The organism is Vibrio sp. V09_P4A23P171, from assembly GCF_963875615.1.
GTDB classification, from domain to species: Bacteria; Pseudomonadota; Gammaproteobacteria; order Enterobacterales; family Vibrionaceae; genus Vibrio; species Vibrio anguillarum.
In genome coordinates this window covers 193,653-210,392 of record NZ_CAWNMR010000055.1, presented here as the reverse complement: position 1 = coordinate 210,392, position 16,740 = coordinate 193,653, and the positions used below count along the sequence as shown (strand labels likewise).

14 protein-coding genes are annotated in these 16,740 nt (G+C 45.6%); 2 read left to right on the top strand and 12 right to left on the bottom strand.

The features are described 5' to 3' along the window. From AACT23_RS14815 to aspA, 11 genes are all read right to left on the bottom strand, one after another. Positions 1-630, bottom strand: coding sequence for a response regulator transcription factor (locus AACT23_RS14815; RefSeq protein ID WP_013855820.1), 630 nt, complete (start codon positions 628-630; stop codon positions 1-3). A gap of 241 nt (positions 631-871) precedes the next feature. Further along, positions 872-2,674 (bottom strand): protein-disulfide reductase DsbD, encoded by a 1,803-nt coding sequence (locus tag AACT23_RS14810; protein ID WP_094127521.1) that lies wholly within the window; start codon positions 2,672-2,674, stop codon positions 872-874. A gap of 160 nt (positions 2,675-2,834) precedes the next feature. Next, on the bottom strand, positions 2,835-3,293 hold the full coding sequence (locus AACT23_RS14805) for an arginine repressor (RefSeq protein WP_088718009.1): 459 nt from the start codon (positions 3,291-3,293) through the stop codon (positions 2,835-2,837). 407 nt (positions 3,294-3,700) lie between these two features. Next, positions 3,701-4,165, bottom strand: a complete 465-nt coding sequence (pyrI, locus tag AACT23_RS14800; protein ID WP_017042201.1) for an aspartate carbamoyltransferase regulatory subunit — start codon at positions 4,163-4,165, stop codon at positions 3,701-3,703. A 15-nt stretch (positions 4,166-4,180) separates the two neighbouring features. After that, entirely contained in the window at positions 4,181-5,110 is a 930-nt protein-coding gene (gene pyrB / locus AACT23_RS14795) for an aspartate carbamoyltransferase (protein WP_017042200.1), read from the bottom strand. Positions 5,111-5,551: 441 nt separating this feature from the next. Continuing rightward, positions 5,552-6,562: an ornithine carbamoyltransferase gene (locus AACT23_RS14790; protein WP_013855826.1), complete on the bottom strand. Its 1,011-nt coding sequence runs from the start codon at positions 6,560-6,562 to the stop codon at positions 5,552-5,554. A gap of 114 nt (positions 6,563-6,676) precedes the next feature. Then, entirely contained in the window at positions 6,677-7,588 is a 912-nt protein-coding gene (gene arcC / locus AACT23_RS14785) for a carbamate kinase (RefSeq protein ID WP_013855827.1), read from the bottom strand. A gap of 73 nt (positions 7,589-7,661) precedes the next feature. Continuing rightward, positions 7,662-8,885 carry an arginine deiminase gene (gene arcA / locus AACT23_RS14780; RefSeq protein ID WP_017046788.1) on the bottom strand — a complete coding sequence of 408 codons (1,224 nt, stop codon included), beginning with the start codon at positions 8,883-8,885 and terminating at the stop codon, positions 7,662-7,664. Between the two features lie 848 nt (positions 8,886-9,733). Next, positions 9,734-11,179, bottom strand: a complete 1,446-nt coding sequence (locus AACT23_RS14775; protein ID WP_026027156.1) for a YfcC family protein — start codon at positions 11,177-11,179, stop codon at positions 9,734-9,736. A 515-nt stretch (positions 11,180-11,694) separates the two neighbouring features. Beyond that, positions 11,695-13,008 carry an anaerobic C4-dicarboxylate transporter family protein gene (locus tag AACT23_RS14770; protein ID WP_017042196.1) on the bottom strand — a complete coding sequence of 438 codons (1,314 nt, stop codon included), beginning with the start codon at positions 13,006-13,008 and terminating at the stop codon, positions 11,695-11,697. Between the two features lie 148 nt (positions 13,009-13,156). After that, a complete protein-coding gene (aspA, locus tag AACT23_RS14765) occupies positions 13,157-14,611 on the bottom strand; it encodes an aspartate ammonia-lyase (protein WP_017042195.1) in 1,455 nt (484 codons plus the stop codon). Between the two features lie 479 nt (positions 14,612-15,090). On the opposite strand from aspA, the gene AACT23_RS14760 reads away from it, so the two are divergent. Together AACT23_RS14760 and cspE are read left to right on the top strand one after the other, a co-directional pair. After that, positions 15,091-15,594: an FxsA family protein gene (locus AACT23_RS14760; RefSeq protein WP_038149154.1), complete on the top strand. Its 504-nt coding sequence runs from the start codon at positions 15,091-15,093 to the stop codon at positions 15,592-15,594. Positions 15,595-15,880: 286 nt separating this feature from the next. Then, positions 15,881-16,093 (top strand): transcription antiterminator/RNA stability regulator CspE, encoded by a 213-nt coding sequence (gene cspE, locus AACT23_RS14755; RefSeq protein ID WP_013855834.1) that lies wholly within the window; start codon positions 15,881-15,883, stop codon positions 16,091-16,093. Between the two features lie 96 nt (positions 16,094-16,189). Here the strand turns inward: cspE and AACT23_RS14750 are convergent, their stop codons facing one another. Beyond that, positions 16,190-16,666 carry a tRNA (cytidine(34)-2'-O)-methyltransferase gene (locus AACT23_RS14750; protein ID WP_094125367.1) on the bottom strand — a complete coding sequence of 159 codons (477 nt, stop codon included), beginning with the start codon at positions 16,664-16,666 and terminating at the stop codon, positions 16,190-16,192. Between the last annotated feature and the right edge of the window lie 74 nt (positions 16,667-16,740).

Sequence of the window (16,740 nt, the reverse complement as noted above, 5' to 3'; positions counted from 1 at the left end):
CTACTCGCCCAACTCATTGAGTAAAATTACTGCTTGAGTGCGGTTTTTAACCCCAAGTTTACGGAAAATAGCCGTCATGTGCGCTTTGATGGTTGCCTCAGAAACATTAAGCTCATAGGCGATTTGTTTGTTGAGTAGCCCATCAGAGAGCATGCCTAATACTTTGTATTGTTGCGGGGTTAAGGCGGCAATTTTCTTGGTTAAATCATTGCATGCGGCGTGATTGGCAATTAGCCCTTCAGGGAAAAATGGGTCACCGGCTAGGACTTGATTGAGCGCCGAGATCAGCGCGCGCATGTCACTCGATTTAGGAATAAAACCAAAGGCACCGTGGCTTTTTACTTGCGCCACCACCGAAGGTTCTTCACTGGCTGAAATCACCACAATCGGTAAATCAGGGTATTCGGCTCGCAAGTGAATGAGCCCTGACATCCCATTTGCGCCTGGCATTTTGAGATCCAACAGCAGCAAATCCACATCGCTCTGTTTGGTTAATAAGGCTAACAGGGCATCTAGCGAATCCGCTTCCAATAAATTGGCACCGCTTATCGCCATATGCACTGATTGAAATAGCGCATTGCGAAACAGAGGGTGGTCGTCAGCAATGATGATGGTGTAGGTCGAATCCATGACGTTTTACACTTTTAGCAATGTCGTTAAATCGATTATTGACCGCGATCTCTCACTGAACAATCTTTATACGCTAAAAGTCTGAACTGTATCCACTTTTTGTCTGATACTGAGTAGTGACTGAGCCTGATCTGAGAGTGGTGCATGCCAAGTGGTTCGAGAAGAAGTGATGGCGTTCACGCGCTATTATTGCCGACGGTTGCAATGACTTGCTCAAACAGGCGGCAATAATCGGTAAACCTTAAAGCTGGTGGGCGATGAGGTGCGCTAAAAAGCGATCGGCTGGCATAAAACCGCTGATACGTGCGTTTGAAACGCGTTCACCTTGCGCATTCCAAAAATCAATCGTCGGTAACCCTAGCACGTTCATCGTCTTGAGTAGCTCAATATCTTGTGGCTGATTTTTGGTGACGTCCGCTTGCAATAGCACAAAGTTTTGCAGTTTCTGCGCGACCTCTTGCTGATGGAAAGTGTATTTTTCAAACTCTTTACACGCCACGCACCAGTCGGCGTAGAAATCGAGCATGACGGGTTTACCTGCTAATTTGGCTTGGCTTAACTGCAAGTTGAGCTCGGCAATATTATTCACCCGAATGAACTCGACATGGCTACGGCTTACTAGGTCGGTTTGTTCTGGTTTAAACCACGCATCCAACGCAGGTTGCGCCGAGGCGAACAGACCCAATACCGCAATAATGCCAACCATGCTCTGTTTCCAGCCACCAAACGGCAAGCTGTTTTTACAATGATAGAGCCAACCAAACGCGGCGATCCCAAGCGCGGACCAGAGCGCCGTTGACCACACTGGTGGCAATAAGCGTTCTAGTAAGAAGATCGGCGCAGCCAGTAAAATAAAGCCAAATAGTGTTTTTACTCTCTCCATCCAGCCACCGGCTTTGGGGAGTAGTTTGTTACCAAATACGGCGACCAAAATCAGCGGAATCCCCATACCCATTGCTAAGGCATACAGTGCAATCGCCCCCGTGAATAGGTCGCCACTTTGCGCGACATACAGCAGCGCGCCAGAAAGAGGCGCGGTGGTGCACGGTGAGCAAACCAAACCGGAAATCGCGCCCATGGCAAACACGCCAAGACTGTTCCCGCCTTGCTGCTTATTACTCAGGCTGTTTAGCCACGTCTGCACTTTGCTTGGCAGTTGCAAGGTATAAACGCCAAACATCGACAGGGCGAGTAGCACAAATAGGGTACTGAGGCCAATCAGTACATAAGGGTGCTGCATCGCGGCTTGAAATTGTAACCCAGCCGAAGCGACGACTAGGCCAAGCACGGTATAAGTGAGCGCCATACCTTGCACGTAAATAAACGATAAAATCAACGCGCGCCGTGGTGAAAGTTGGCCACGGCCAAGCACGATACTGGTGAGGATCGGGTACATAGGGAGTACACAAGGGGTAAAGGCTAGGCCAACGCCAAGTGCTAAAAAGAGTAGCGGTGTCCACCAAGAATCGGCGAGGCGGTTTGCTAGCCCGTCTTGTTCAGCCACGGGCGCTTTTGGCGAATCTGTTTCGCTTTTCGCCATATTGGCCGCCGTGTTGTTGTCAGAGCGAGTATCGCTTGCCACAGCTTGAAGGTCGATAATTCGCGTTTCTGGTGGATAGCAAAAGCCCGCTTTTGCACACCCTTGGTACTGGATAATTAATTTGGCGTTCGCTGCTGCACTGAGGAGCGGTACGTCGACAAACAGTGGCTCAGTATAAATCTTCACATCACCAAAAAATTCATCGTGATATGGCTGACCATCGAGCATCTCGATTTCACCAAGCTGTGCATTTTCGGCGCTGATACTGATCCGATCTTGGTAGAGGTAATAGCCCTGCTTGACCTGCCAATCTAAGAAGATCTGCTTACCTTGCTGCTCGGCATGAAAAGGAAACGCTTGGTCAACTGGGACAAATTGATTGTCGGCTGAGGCCAAACCGAGGTTGTTACCACTATTGAATGGATTGTCATTGCCGAAGACCGCCAACGCAGGTTGGGAAAGTGTCAGCAGAGCTAGCAGTACAAAGGAAAAGAGTAGGCGCATACAAAAATCGAGTCTTCATTAGGTGAGTGTCATCTTAACCCAATCAGACCGCTTTTCGGCGCAATAAGTTTCACAGTGATGGAAAAATCGTCGCTGATGAGGCAGTGAAGCGAGAAAAGCCAAGTGAGGTTGTGGACCTCACTTGGCTGGGCGATGGGGGTTAAGCGACACCTAGGCGAGTTTTCACCACCGCTTCACACGCTTCAATATTATTGATGTCTTTGGGAATAATAAGCACAGTGTCATTACCACCGACCGTTCCTAAAATCTCAGTGTGGGGATCAATATCAACCAATCGCGCGACCAATTGAGCACTTCCAGGATGAGTTTTTACCACCACAGTGGATTGATTGTGAGTGATAAACTCAATTTGTGAGGCGATAGATGACTCAACACGCACTGGCGCGGTTTCGACCGTAATGCAGTACACTTTTTTGCCGCACGCATTTTGCACTTTCACCACACCAAGTTGGGAAAGCAAGCGTGACACAGTGGATTGGCTAATGCCCTCATAGCCGAGCTCTATTAGCCTGAGTCGTAGCTCATTTTGGTTAGCAAAACTTTGTTGTTGTAGGATTTTTTTACAAGCGGAAGCTAACGTTTTGTCATCGGTTTGCATTGCGCCGTGGGGGATTTTTCTGTTCACGGGCGGTTCCTTTTATACACGCTACTGCGTCTGGGGTATCGGTGATCCTTACCATGCCAGCACACTCCCAAAGCCATAGAGTGTGAGTTCACGTTATGTTTGACGCCAATGGCGCAACGGTTGAGCATTGCTCTTTCCCCTCTATAAGTGGTGGGGGATTATTATTGATGCTTGTAGCTTAACATTAATCAATGTGTCGCTTTTTGCGGGGGATCACCAAATAATAAACTAGATTACCGATTGATTTTTGGCGTTTTATGTTGATTTGATGGAATAATATGCACGGAAATATGCAAGATTCGTAAGTTGGTCCAGCGCCGAGTTAGGACGCTGGAGGCTGGCAGGGCTGTAAACGCGATGGATGCGCGCTTAGTGCTGTTTTAGCAACGTTCAGTCATGATTTCGCGCGAGAATACTTTCTCACAATAGTGGCATTTGAGATGCACATTCTCTTGTTTGAGTTGCACTTTAAAGCGGCTCTCGACAGGCTCGCCATGAGAGATGCAGTTGCTGTTTGGGCAACGAAATACGCTGTCAATTCTCTCTGGCAAAGTGAGGGTCAGTTTGTTGACCACTTTATACTCTTCAATTTGATTGACGGTGGCTTTCGGGGCATACAGTGCTAATTGGTTCGCTTGCTCTTTGGTGAGATAAAGGTTTTCTATTTTAATCAGATCTTTATTACCTAACGCAGAAGAGGGTAGGTTTAGGCCAATCGTCACACGTTGATTGGTTTCATTTAACTTAAACAAAGAGAGAATTTTGATCCCAAGGTTGGCAGGGATATGGTCAATCACGCTACCGTTACGAATCGCTTCAACTTGCAATTGGGTCTCTTTTACCATGATGTTATCTCCTACTTATAAGGTTGGGTTAAGAACAAGGGCTAATAAAGCTTCACGCGCATAAACGCCGTTTTCGGCTTGTTGGAAATAGTAGGCGTAAGGTGTTTTATCGACATCGGTGGTGATTTCATCGACCCGAGGCAGTGGGTGCAGCACTTTTAAATTGTGGCGCGCTTCTTTTAATGTTTCTGCGGTTAAGATGTAAGCCGATTTCATATGTGCGTATTCGGATGCATCAAAGCGCTCTTTTTGTACGCGCGTCATGTACAGCACATCCAGTTCAGGCACGACCTCTTCAATGCTGGCGTGCAAACTAAACGCAATGCCAGCCTCTGAGAGCTCTTCGCAAATGTAATCCGGCATCGCCAGCACTTCTGGGGCGATAAAAAAGAAACGTACATTGTTGAATTTCGATAAGGCTTGGGTGAGCGAATGGACGGTGCGGCCATATTTTAAGTCGCCGACGAACGCGACGTTAAGGTTATCGAGCCTGCCTTGCGTTTCATAAATGGAAAACAGATCGAGCAAGGTTTGAGTGGGATGCTGGTTAGCACCATCGCCACCGTTGACTACGGGAACGCCGTTGGAAAACTCAGAGGCTAAACGTGCAGCGCCTTCTTGTGGGTGGCGCATGACAAATGCATCGACATAAGAGGAAATAACTTGCACCGAGTCAGCTAAGGTTTCCCCTTTCTTGGCAAGTGACGTATTGCCACCATTATCAAAACCAATCACTGTGCCGCCTAGGCGCTGCACTGCCGTTTCAAACGACAAACGGGTACGTGTAGAAGGTTCAAAGAAGCAGCTTGCCACCACTTTATTTTTGAGAAGTTCAGGGTTTGGTTCCGCTTTAAGCCTTGTTGCAGTTTCAACAATCAGCTCCAGTTCCGCGCGGCTCAGTTCTGGAATGGAAATGATGTGCTTGTTAAATAACGAATGCGCCATAACGTGTCTTCCCTCTGTATGGTTCGCTTTGGCTACTAGCCTTTGCGAAATTTTGCTTAAAAAAAAGCCCCCTAAAATAGGAGGCTTCAATAACGTTCAGAACAGAAAAACAAAACAGCTAACTCGACCGGCGCCGGGTGTAATGGATGGCGTTGATGGGGAGTGCTGCGGTTCATTTTCTGCTCCGTTTAGACAAATTGCGAAGGATTATACGGACAAAAAACACGCTGGCAATACTCTTTGGAAAATATCCAGAAAATGGATTTTTATGCGAAATTAGCTTGATTTCGATGTTATTTACTACGCGTTTACAGCTAAAGCATAAGCGCGATTTGTGAGTGTTATTGACTGAAAAAAAATGCGAGCTTTATTCAAGCTCGCATCGATTCAACATCAAAGAGATGAAGTAGACGATTCATTATCTACTATTCGTTACCTAAGTTAGTTACCTAAGGTGGCCACCATCACGGCTTTGATGGTGTGCATGCGGTTTTCAGCTTCATCGAACACGATGGAATGCTCAGATTCAATCACTTCATCGGTCACTTCAACGCCTTTGGCAAGCACTGGGTAGTTTTTCGCAAGCTCTTTGCCAACGGTGGTATCTTCGCCGTGGAAAGCAGGCAAGCAGTGCATGAATTTCACATGTGGGTTACCAGTGGCTTTTAACATCGCCATATTCACTTGGTAAGGCAGCATCAATTCAATGCGCTCTGCCCATGCTTCTTTCGCTTCGCCCATCGATACCCAAACATCGGTGTAAAGGAAATCACAACCTTGAACGCCTTCTTGAACATCATCTGTGAGCGTAATTTTCGCGCCTGTTTGCTTTGCAATAGTGCGACATTCCGCGACTAATTCTTCGGTTGGCCAGAACGCTTTTGGTGCAACAAGGCGAATGTCCATGCCCATTTTCGCAGCGCCCACCATCAAGGAGTTACCCATGTTGTTGCGTGCATCACCGAGGTAGGCAAATTTCATTTCATGGAGACGTTTGCCACGGCCATGTTCGATCATGGTAAGGAAATCAGCCAAAATTTGTGTTGGGTGGAATTCGTCAGTTAAGCCGTTCCATACTGGTACGCCAGCGTAGGCACCAAGCTCTTCAACGATCTCTTGACCAAAGCCGCGATATTCGATGCCGTCATACATGCGGCCTAAGACGCGCGCGGTATCTTTCATCGACTCTTTGTGGCCAATTTGTGAACCTGATGGGCCTAAGTAGGAGACTTGAGCACCTTGGTCAAACGCCGCTACTTCGAATGCACAGCGAGTGCGAGTTGAGGTTTTTTCAAAGATAAGTGCAATGTTTTTGCCTTTGAGACGAGGCTGCTCATAACCGTTGTATTTGGCTTTTTTCAGCTCAAGTGATAGATCCAATAGGTGCTGGATTTCGCGTGGAGTGAAATCAAGAAGTTTTAGAAAGTTACGATTGCGTAAGTTAAAAGCCATGATCTTTTCCTCATTTGCAACGCTTGCTTCTGATGAGAGGGTGGAAGAAAGCGTTAATATTTGTTTAAAGTTAAAAACAGATTCGGTTTATAAAATAGATTTAAAAACAATGTTTTAGTCACGCGTAATGTTGGTGCCTGCTGTGCCTTCTAAGATGCGTAGGCCATCTTCTAACGCGCCGATCCCAACGACTTTCCCGCCTTGTTGAATGAATTCGCACGAGGCTTCAATTTTTGGCCCCATAGAACCAGCATCAAATTGATAGTTGGCAAGCTCGCTTGGCGTTGTGCTGCGCAGCGCATGTTGGGTTGGTTTACCCCAATCAAGGTAAACGGCGTCAGCATCGGTCAAAATGAGCAGCGCGTCGGCGTTCAATTGTTTGGCAAGAAAGGCAGCAGACATGTCTTTGTCGATCACTGCTTCTACACCGACTAATTTGCCGTTTTCACGTTTGACTGGAATACCGCCACCACCGGTGCAAATCACTAAATGACCAGCACTGATAAGCTGGGAAATCGCATCATGTTCGACGATGCCTATCGGTTGAGGGCTCGGAACCACACGGCGGAAGTATTGGCCGTCGGGCTTGACTGTCCAGTGGTATTTCTCAGCCAATTCACGCGCTTCTGCTTCTTGATAAACTGGGCCAATCGGTTTAGTTGGGTTGGCAAATGCAGGGTCTTTCGGGTCGACCATCATTTGGGTCAACATGCACGAAATGTTGCGTTCAGGCAGCATGTTTTTGAACTCTTGCATCAACATGTAGCCAATCATCCCTTGAGTTTCACTGCCCAATACGTCGAGTGGGTACGGCGCTACTTTTTTGTATTCGAGACCTTGTAGTGCCAGCAGGCCAACTTGAGGGCCATTGCCATGCACCAGCACCACGTTATAGTGTTTGGCTATTTCGGAAATGGTTTTGACTGCAATTTCAATGTTGCGACGTTGAACATCTGCTTCTAATGGCTGACCACGACGAAGTAGCGCGTTTCCACCTAATGCAACAACAACAGTTTGTTTGCTCATAATTCTATCTCTTCTAAGATGGGTTGAGGCGTGCAGAGGAAATTTGCCTCAACCCATTTGATTAACCTAAGGGCTAGATACCGTCACGCTCAATTGGGCAGCTCATGCAGCGTGCGCCGCCACGGCCACGGCCCAATTCGTCACCAGGAATAGACAGAACAGTGATGCCTGCTTTGTCGTATTTTTCATTGGTATAGGTGTTGCCTTCATAGCCAATCACTACGCCAGGTTTGACGGTTAGGACATTGTTTGCATCGTTCCACTGTTCACGTTCTGCGTTGAAGTTGTCACCGCCCGTTGTGATTAGGTTGAGCTTGTCAACGCCAAGTGCTTTTTCGATGGCGGTCACGAAGTAACCTTCTTCTTTGACGTTCACTGCACCAGACTCATCGCCTGTGAGGCTCCAGCATTTCACATCTTTGCGTACTACTTCTGGGTAAACAGAGAAGGTGTCTTCACGCATGTGTGTCATGACGGTATCTAAGTGCATGCAAGAGCGGTGTTTTGGTAGTTCCATCGCAATGATTTGCTTCGCTTGGCCATGTTTAAATAGGCCCGCAGCTAAGTGTTCAACACCTTGCGCTGTGGTGCGCTCAGACATACCAATCAGTACTGCACCTTTGCCAATTACAAGAACGTCGCCACCTTCAATGGTTGAATTATCGTAATTAATGCTCTCGTCATCACCGAAGTATTTAATGAAGTCTTGGCCCGCAAAGCTTGGGTGCCAGCGGTAAATCGCACGCACATGGTTGGTTTCACGTTGACGTGCAGGTTTTGCCATCGGGTTGATTGACACGCCACCGTATACCCAGCAAGACGTATCGCGAGTAAAGAGATGGTTTGGCAGTGGTTCAATGATGAAATCGGTTGGTGCATGCAAGCCTTGCATCATTGAAGAGGATTTCATTGGCATTTCAGCGTAAGACAAACCACCTGTCAGGATTTTTGCCAATTCAAGGTTTGGCAGATCGCTGAGGTAGCAGCGCACGTCATTCGCAAATGTTTTGCCAAGGCGGTAATCCGATACTTGTTGAGTAAGCAGCCACTCTTTTGCGACGGGAACCGCTAGCGTGTCGGCTAATAGATCGGTCAGCAGTAAAACTTCAACACCTTGGTCACGTAGCGTTTGTGTGAACGCATCATGCTCTTTCCCCGCACGCTCTACGGCCAATACATCATCAAACAAAAGGTCGTGACAGTTGGATGGTGTTAAGTGAGTGAGTGAGCGTCTTGGGCGGTGAACAAGAACTCGACGTAATTGACCAATTTCAGAACCAACATATAACTTACTCATAATAGTATCTCTCTTAATTTATATGCATTTATGCCGTTATATTTTTGACATTAAATTCAACTTGTTCTGGATAAATACATAATTATTTCTGTAGGGAATTCAGTATGAATTTATTTATTCACTTCTTTGTTCTGCAATTAATATTACCCTTGGTCTGTATATGTTCTTAGAGGTCCATCACAGAATGATTTATATTGAAATTCGGCGAAAATAATAGTTTTTTAACAATGTTTATGCAGTGTTTATATTGTGAGTGTCATATTTATTACTGCTTTTTTTATGGATGTTCATTCAATTTAAATCTCACGCAGCACTACTCCATATAGGCTCGGTATTTTGGTTGGGAATTTTATGCACCAAAAACACATCGATAATTCATCGAATTGGTTAAGAATATGCACTTGAAAAGGGTATATAGTTGAATGTGAGTCGAAGAAATGGGCTGTGTTAACATAACTTTCTTAATAAAACTTGATCTCACGCAGGCTTTCTAATGTAGATGTTTTGTCTGAATGGGCGTAATAGAGGACGGAAAATGAGAGATGACATAGCAGGCGATCTGAATTTGGTGATAAAGGAATATAGGCCGCGTTTTATTTAGTCACCAAAAGTGGTTATTTATCCCAGCCGATTGCTATAAAAAAATAGCCATCAAAACTAATGGTTATCTAACGACGTTGAAAGCCATCATTTCCTGATTTGGCTAACGTATCATGTTTAGAACTGGGTAGCTGCGCAGCCAATGAGCCTAAGTCGGCCTGCCAATAAAAAAGCCGCAATCATGCGGCTTTTAAAGGGTGTGACGCGGTTTTCACCTACGACATATCGTATCGTTCATCAGTTTGGCGCTATAGCATCGCACCTAGGCTGAGAGATAGCATAATGAATACGCACAATATGCCTAACAGTGGTGCGACCCATTTCACCCAGCGAACATAAGGTACACGAGCAATTGCTAAGCCGCCCATCACTACCGCAGAGGTTGGCGTGATGAGGTTGACTATCCCTGAAGCCGATTGGTAAGCCGTGACGACAAGGTCGCGGCCAACGCCTGCAAAGTCAGCCAATGGAGCCATGATGGGCATGGTTAATACCGCAAGGCCAGAAGACGAAGGTACAAGGAAAGAGAGAAGAATTTCCAGTAAATACATTACGTTAATAAAAATGACGGATGAAAGGCCAGTAACCATTTGCTCGGCTGAGAACAAAATAGTGTCGGTGATCATCCCGCGGTCCATGATCACCACAATGCCGCGTGCGATACCAATGATCAGCGCTACGCCTAATAGGTCTCGTGCACCATCAATAAAGCTGGTGGTGAATTCCTCTTCACTCATACGAGCAATTAAACCGATAATGATGGTTGCACCCAAGAACATCGCTGAGATCTCAGCCATCCACCATCCAGCAACAGATACCCCATAAATCATCACGCCAAAAGCGGCCGCGAAAATGGTCAAAATAACTTTGCGGGTGGCGGTGAATTCGAGTTTCTCTCCACTTTGGTTGCCAAGGAAGTGAGCTTTGTTCTCTTCGTACTTGTCGTACACAATCGATTTGCTTTGATCTGCTTGCACCATTTTCGCGTAGCGCATCACGTACAGTACACAGATAACCCAACCGACAGCTAACATTGCTAAGCGCAACATGATGCCATCAGTAAACGGAATGCCCGCTGCGTTGGCCGCAATTACGGTGGCAAACGGGTTGATAGTGGAGCCCAGCGTACCGATACCCGCGCCAAGCAGTACGGTAGCGGCGGCAACCAGTGGGTCAAAACGAGCGGCCATCATCACAGGTACGAGTAAGGTGTAGAAAGGTAAGGATTCTTCAGCCATACCGTAAATCGTACCGCCTGCGGCAAACAGCGCCATCAGGATGGGTATCATCAACTCTTCACGCCCTTCAAGCCGCGCTGTTACGCGTTCAATGCCCGCATCAATCGCACCTGTTTTGGTCACTAGGCCCAAAAAGCCACCAATGACCAAAATGAACAGAGACACGTCAATCGCGGCAGCTTCGTAGCTGTTGTGGTCATAAAAGCCGTCAATCGGTGCCATCAACACATCGATCACCCCTTGTGGGTTACCTTCTGCGTGTTGATAAGTTCCCGCAATAGGCACTTCTTTGCCCAGTTCTTCATTCATGGTGCGCTGATACTGACCGGCAGGCACAATCCAGGTTAAAAGGGCCACAAGAGCAATTAGAATGAAAAGGATGGTGTAAGCGGAAGGAAACTTAAAGTTAGCAAAGAAGCCACCTTTAGGTTCCGTGGATACAGTTTGGGTTGTCATAGCGATCTCCTTACACTCAGAGAACAACGAGATTCTGAGTGTGTTCAGCGGCTAATGTTCTTCAGTCTTCCAGCCCATTAAAATATTATCTATTAGGGGTGAAAGAATAAAAAGTTATTGGAACTTCAATTAAATACGTTAAATGAAAAGTTTTAATTATTATTAAGTGAACATAAATGCTCACTTGCTCAGATATCTGTATAAATTCTAAGGTGAGTTTTAAAGCGTAACTTTGTCTTGCTTCACAAAAAAATAGTACCGAGTTACACACCATTTTTTTAGGGAATTTAATTTAGGGTAATTGAGTGTAAATAATGGAATTATATTCTTACGCTTTTTATTCGAAGACATGGATATAGGCGGATAATCGTTGTAGGGTAAATATATTGAAATTTTATTCATTAAGCTGAATGAATGAAGAGAAGTAATTATTTATTGCTTTATTGATATGTATCAATATTTTATACGTAACAAATAAAAAGGGAGCCAAAGCTCCCTTATAACAATAGTAGAGATTACATCAAAATATTGGAGAACAACAAACCAAAACCAATACTAAACACCATGCTTAACAAGCCAGGGAGCATAAAGCTGTGGTTGAAAATATACTTACCAATACGGGTGGTACCAGTCCGGTCAAAGTCGATAGATGCGATGATAGGGCCGTAGTTTGGAATGAAGAAGTAACCGTTAACGGCAACGAAAACCGCAATAATAATGGCTGGTGGCAAACCCAAGGTTATTGCAACAGGGACTAACACGGCTGTTGTTGCGCCTTGGCTATTGACCATCACCGACAGAGCAAATAACGCGAACGCGAATGTCCATGGTGCGACTTCCACTAAGCCAGAGACCGCTTCTTTGACCATGGCACCATGGCCAGCAATGAAGGTGTCACCTAACCAAGCGATACCGAAGATCGCCACGATAGCACGCATACCTGCATGGAATACGGAACCTTGGCTGATGGCGTTGCCGTCAGGTTTGCACAGTAAAATGATCAGCGCCGCGATAGACAGCATCACGATTTCAATCGTGTGCGCCATCCCCATGGCTGATCCGTTAAATTGTGGGCGCAAGCTAGGCAATGCACCCATCACCACCACCACAATGGCACCGAACAAAAATAGCCCGACCGATTTTTTCGCTTGTGGCGTGATTTGAATATCAGCAATCGATACTTCTTGTTCCATCTCTGCGCGGAATTCTGGGTCTTGCAAGCGACGTTGATATTCTGGGTCGTCTTTCAGCTCAACACCGATTTTATTGACGAATAAGCACGCGCAAGCCAAACCAAGAATGGTACTTGGGATGGTGATCATCAACACATCCGTTAGCGTGATGCCTTGTGGTTCTAAGAAGGCGACTAACGCCACGACGGCGGCCGCAATTGGGCTAGCTACAATCGCAAATTGTGACGCGATCACCGCCATACCTAAAGGACGTTCTGGACGAATACCACTGCGACGGCTCACTTCAGCAATAACGGGCAGTACTGAATAGGCCACGTGACCTGTACCAGCCATCATTGTAAAAAAGTAAGTTACCAAAGGGGCGATGAAAGTGATGTGGCGAGGGTTTTTATGCAAAATGTTAGTGGCAATTTTGATCAAATAATCTAAACCGCCAGCCGCTTGCATTGAGGCTGCTGCTGCAACCACGGCCATGATCATCAACATCACATCAATCGGTGGGCTGGTTGGTTGCATGCCAAATCCAAAGCTCAGTACAGCAAGGCCAATACCGCCCATCACACCAAGCCCAATACCACCAATCCTTGCACCAATTAGGATACATCCTAATACGATAAGGAACTCAATTAAGAACATCTTATACTCCTAAAGATAATGAAAAATAGGGTCATTCTACAGGTTCAGCGATATTGAACGGTATGCTTTGCGCCATGATGTAACGCAATTTTTTCTCACTTAATAACTTGTAGAAAGTAAAAAGGCTCTGAATCAGAGCCTTTTTTGATTATTCGTAGCGTTTCGCTTTGTACTGAGGGCGCATAAAGTTTTCGACGGACAAGATGTCATCGAGCTCTTCGGCGGTGAGTAAGCCTCGCTCAAGCACCACTTCACGTACGCTCTTACCCGTTTCCGCACAAATTTTACCCACGATGTCACCTTCATGGTGGCCAATATATGGGTTAAGGTAAGTCACGATACCGATAGAGTTGAATACGTAAGCTTCACACACTTCTTTATTGACAGTGATGCCGTCAACACACTTGTCACGAAGGTTTATGCAGGCGTTTGAAAGAATTTCAATTGACTCAAACATGCTTTGTGCAATCACAGGTTCCATCACGTTTAGCTGTAATTGGCCACCTTCTGCGGCAAAGGAAATAGTGTTGTCGTTACCAAGTACTTTAAAGCACACTTGGTTGACCACTTCAGGCACCACAGGGTTTACTTTTGCAGGCATGATGGAAGACCCAGCTTGCAGTTCAGGTAGGTTCAACTCGTTTAGACCCGCTCGAGGGCCAGATGAAAGAAGACGCAAGTCATTACAGATTTTAGAGAGTTTCACAGCAAGGCGTTTTAGCGCGCCATGCGCCATAACATAAGCTCCGCAGTCAGAGGTTGCTTCAATTAAATCTTCCGCTGGTACCACAGCTAAGCCAGTCACCGCAGCAAGGTGTTTCACCGCCGCCGCTTGATATCCCGGCGCCGCATTCAGGCCAGTACCGATCGCTGTTGCGCCAAGGTTGATCTCAAGCAGCAGTTTAGAGGTGTACTCTAGGTTGCGGATCTCTTCATTAATGGTGACCGCCCAAGCGCGGAACTCTTGACCTACGGTCATCGGTACGGCGTCTTGCAATTGAGTACGACCCATTTTCAAAATGCCAGAGAACTCTTGGCTTTTTAGCTCAAACGCACCTTTTAGATAGGCAATAGAATCAATCAGTTTCAGGATGCTATTGTATACCGCAATGCGGAAACCAGTAGGGTAAGCACAGTTGGTTGATTGGCTTTTATTAACGTGGTCATTGGGGTTGATGAACTCGTATTGACCCTTTTCTTTACCCATCAATTCCAGAGCAAGGTTTGCGATCACTTCGTTGGTGTTCATATTGACAGAAGTACCGGCGCCGCCTTGGTATACGTCTGACGGAAATTGATCCATGCACTTACCTGTTTCTAGGATCAAGTCACACGCTTGGAGGATGTAATTAGCCACTTGGCTTGGAATGACGCCGAGCTCTTTGTTGGCTAGCGTGGCGGCTTTTTTGGTCATCACCATACCGCGTACAAATTCAGGCACATCAGAAATGGTTGATTTTGAAATATTAAAGTTTTCGATAGCGCGCAGTGTATGAATGCCGTAATACGCGTCAGCAGGAACGTGACGTTGACCTAATAGATCTTCTTCGATACGAGTGGCTGAGTTAGCTGTAGCAGCTGTCGTTTCTGATAGGGTAGCCATAACAGGATCCTTAGAGAATTATTCTGATAATTAGTGAAATTATTAGCCATTTCTGCAGTTTAAGAATCCATTCGTCAGAATTTTAGGCTGGAAAATCCGTCCTGACTTCTGTGGCACATCATACTCAACCTAGATTTAAAAAATAGTAAGTGGATCACCTTTTAGGTCAATATTTTATGAAAATTTGATACGCACTCACATGCGTTATTTTTAGGTTTTAAAAACAGTTATCGCGTTGATAAATAGTTGTGATGCCGGCGGTTGGATTTGTCTGTGTGGTATGAGATTTGTTCAGGTTTTGTTAGCAAAATGAGCGAATGAATGGATTTCAGATAGAGCCAATATTCGGTCTATTTTAAGATAGATACTGGCTCTATTTAGTCATTTAGGCTGCGAGGTGGTGCTCTTTGATTGAGCGTTGAGTGTTGTAGTCGCCTGTGGTTGACGGTAAGGTGAGAGCAATAAACAAAGGAGGGCGTGTGTTTCCAATCTTACTTCTGGCTTTTATTTTTGTGCCAATCATTGAAATTGGTCTCTTTATCCAAGTAGGCAGCTTGCTAGGTATGTGGCCAACTATCGCCTTGGTGCTGATTACGGCATTTGTTGGTGCATCATTGGTTCGTAGTCAAGGGATACAAACTTTACTTAGCGTTCAACACCGTTTGCACCAAGGTGAGCTACCTGCGCAGCAAATTATTGAGGGCGTGATGCTGGCGGTGGCGGGTGTGCTACTTTTAGTACCGGGTTTTTTGACCGATGCACTTGGTATGGTGGTGTTATTGCCTGCGCCTCGGGCTTTGCTTGCCAACTATTTGATGAATAAAGTGGTGGTGAATGGTGTATCAGGCCGTTTTCAGGCGCAGTTTGATGATAGCCGTCATAACAAAGCCCCATTTGATCGTGACTTTGAACCATCTGAAACGGGAAAAACCTTCGAAGGTGAATTTGAACGTAAAGATGATGAGCATAATAGGTTGAAATAAAAGACTTTTTATGGTGTTTCTTACTCTATTGTTTTGAGTTGTAAAAATTAAATGCCGAAATAGATTGCTTAGTGCAACGTTAGCGAATATAGTTACCTCGCTCTGTTGTTCAGGGGTTATTAATGAAACAAAAAATAAAAGTAAAAGTAAATTCTCAGAATCCCATCGTAAAAGTTGATGTCCTCAGTGTTTCCCTTACCTTATTAGTAACATTAAATAATTCAATCTATCAGTGCATTGCGCATAAGCGCGATAACTTTATGAATTTAAATAAAAGGGACACATTATGTCTAACAAAACAACTGGTTCTGTAAAATGGTTTAACGAAACTAAAGGTTTCGGCTTCCTTACTCAAGATAACGGCGGCGCTGACGTGTTCGTACACTTCAATGCAATCGCTTCTGACGGTTTCAAAACTCTAATTGAAGGCCAAAAAGTGTCTTTCAATGTAGAAAACGGTCAAAAAGGCCTACAAGCAGCTCAAGTAACTGTTCTGTAATCTAGCCTAATATCTAGAATTAATAAAAAGGTCGCCTAGGCGGCCTTTTTGCTATTTGGTGATTTATCTTCCTACCGTTTTAGAGCACTAGCGCTGTTATTGCGCACCTTCAAAGCCCATTTGACGCCACGCTTCAAACGCAATAATAGCTACCGCATTAGAGAGATTTAAACTGCGAGCTTCTGCCATCATCGGAATACGAATACGTTGTGTCATCGGTAGGCTTGCGATGACTTGCGCTGGTAATCCACGAGTTTCTGGGCCAAACATCAACACATCCCCTTTTTGAAACTGCGCATCGACGTGGTGCCCCGTGGTTTTAGTGGTACAAGCAAAAATCCGGTACGTTTCGCGCTCTGCATTGAGGTAGTCCATAAAAGCATCCAAGTTGGCATGACGCGTTACGCGCGCTAAATCGTGGTAATCAAGCCCTGCACGGCGCACTTTCTTCTCTTCTAGATCAAAACCCAGCGGTTCAATAAGATGCAAATTAGCGCCGCAATTGGCACACAAGCGAATAATATTTCCGGTATTAGGGGCGATTTCAGGTTCGTAAAGTGCGATATCAAACATGGTATAGCTGCTCTTAAGGAGTGTGGGCCGGAAGTATAAGGTGACGAGCCTATTGAGTACAAGTCACCCGTTAT